Here is a 1,717-nt window from a genome sequence, read left to right on the forward strand (position 1 = left end):
TTGGTCTCAAGAACTGGGGAGCTAAAGGAAGAACAAATGTTATCGGCGCTTTATTGGGCAAAACGCTGTTTGCTATCGGATTATTTGATATCAATATTATAGCTGGGCGACTTTAAAATGATTACAAGTAATTACTCTATATCAGTAAATTTATATTGGAGAAAAACATATATTTTGTAATCAAAATTAAGACGCTTAGCTATAACAGCGATGTTTTCTATGCATGGGTCACCCAAGTCCTTATCCAAGTACTTCCTAAAAAGAGTGTAATCATGATGGATAATGCAACTTTTCACAAGAAACAGACTATTCAACAAGTCATCATCGATGCGGGGCATATGGTGGAATATTTGCCTACCTATTCGCCAGATCTTAGTCCAATTGAACATAAATGGGCACAAGCTAAATGCAAAAAAAAGAGCGCTCGGATGCGACACAGATATTTTTGTTCGCACTCAATATGGTGTCATCAAAATTAAGTCGCTTAGCTATAACTGCGGTTGGACTCACTTGTGCTTGCGCGGAATTTTTGTGCTTTATGTGTCGATTTCTTATCGTAAATTAGTCTGGATACTTTTCATCTTTTCTATGGTGATCTCGAATTTAGGATTGAGTAAACTGATTGAATTTTCTATTCCTGTATTAATCGCGATTTATCCACCATGTATTATATTGATTTTAATGAGTTTTACCTTGAAATGGTGGAAGTGCCCATCCAGGGTGGTTGCGCCAACTATGTTGACGAGTCTAATCTTTGGCTTATTAGGTGCGATGAAATCTTCTGAACTTTTGCAAGGATTTATTCCTGATGTTGCGAAAAAATTACCACTTTATGTTCATGATTTAGCTTGGTTGGTACCTTCATTAATCGTTTTAGTAATTTTTGCACTCTATGATCGTAAAGCGAGCTACCTAAAGAGTGGTATTTAATCGGTAATAAACCCCCCTAGCCTCTAATCAGCTAGGGTTTATTTGTTTTCATTAATAGCGTTCTTTTTTCTGATAGAGTTTCGGCAAAAGCGATCATTGCTGGATAAAGTTGCCAAAAAAAAGCAAAAAAATCGTGGTAATGCAGAATAAAATCATCAAAGGAGCCGATTAAATTAGCCAATTTAGGACGCCTGCGCGCCATGCTGTTTAATACATTATTAATATATTCAGGTTCTGCATAATGGATCAGCCAGTTTTGTGAGCATAAATACTCATTTAATTCTTGAAATTTTTCTGGGGTATAATATAGGTTTGGTTCAATTTGCTGGCGCACATAATTTTCTGGCGCACATAATGAACAAATTGGGGTAGAGTCTGTTTTGCTTCGATTTGATCCCAATATCCAATATGATCCCAATATCCAATATAAAGCTAGAAAATGATCCCAAACTAAATCGAGAGTGATCGCTGCGACTTGGCGGTATGGCGGGCAAAAAAGTTGCTTGGCATTAATCACAATGGGGTGCTGGTCGGTGAATTTATCTACCTGACGATGCATTCTGATCCCGGCCAAAACATCTGGTGAATATAAGCTTTCAGGATCACCGTGAACGAAATCCGTCATTAAATTTCCTAATAAGGAACTTTGTGCTCGTTGAGCTAAATGTATAGCTAAGCGACTTAATTTTGATTACACCATATTGAGTGCGAACAAAATATCTGTGTCGCATCCGAGCGCTCTTTTTTTACATTTAGCTTGTGCCCATTATGTTCAATTGGATTAAGA

3 protein-coding genes and 1 pseudogene are annotated in these 1,717 nt (G+C 37.2%); 2 read left to right on the top strand and 2 right to left on the bottom strand.

Annotation, left to right across the window (positions count from 1 at the left end; genetic code table 11):
* Positions 1-155: 155 nt before the first annotated feature.
* The gene (locus tag ARSQ2_RS11185) at positions 156-479 is read left to right on the top strand and encodes a transposase (protein ID WP_181995337.1); all 324 of its coding nucleotides are present in this window, start codon (positions 156-158) and stop codon (positions 477-479) included.
* Between the two features lie 11 nt (positions 480-490).
* Positions 491-930: pseudogene (locus ARSQ2_RS11190) on the top strand (branched-chain amino acid transport system II carrier protein); the annotation flags it as partial.
* Between the two features lie 31 nt (positions 931-961).
* On the opposite strand, the gene ARSQ2_RS11195 reads toward ARSQ2_RS11190, so the two are convergent.
* Together ARSQ2_RS11195 and ARSQ2_RS13945 are read right to left on the bottom strand one after the other, a co-directional pair.
* A complete protein-coding gene (locus ARSQ2_RS11195; RefSeq protein ID WP_181995338.1) occupies positions 962-1,555 on the bottom strand; it encodes an acyl carrier protein phosphodiesterase in 594 nt (197 codons plus the stop codon).
* Entirely contained in the window at positions 1,533-1,661 is a 129-nt protein-coding gene (locus ARSQ2_RS13945; protein ID WP_255487704.1) for a hypothetical protein, read from the bottom strand. Before ARSQ2_RS13945 ends, ARSQ2_RS11195 begins: the two co-directional genes overlap by 23 nt.
* Between the last annotated feature and the right edge of the window lie 56 nt (positions 1,662-1,717).

The organism is Arsenophonus endosymbiont of Bemisia tabaci Q2, assembly GCF_902713415.1.
GTDB lineage: Bacteria > Pseudomonadota > Gammaproteobacteria > Enterobacterales > Enterobacteriaceae > Arsenophonus.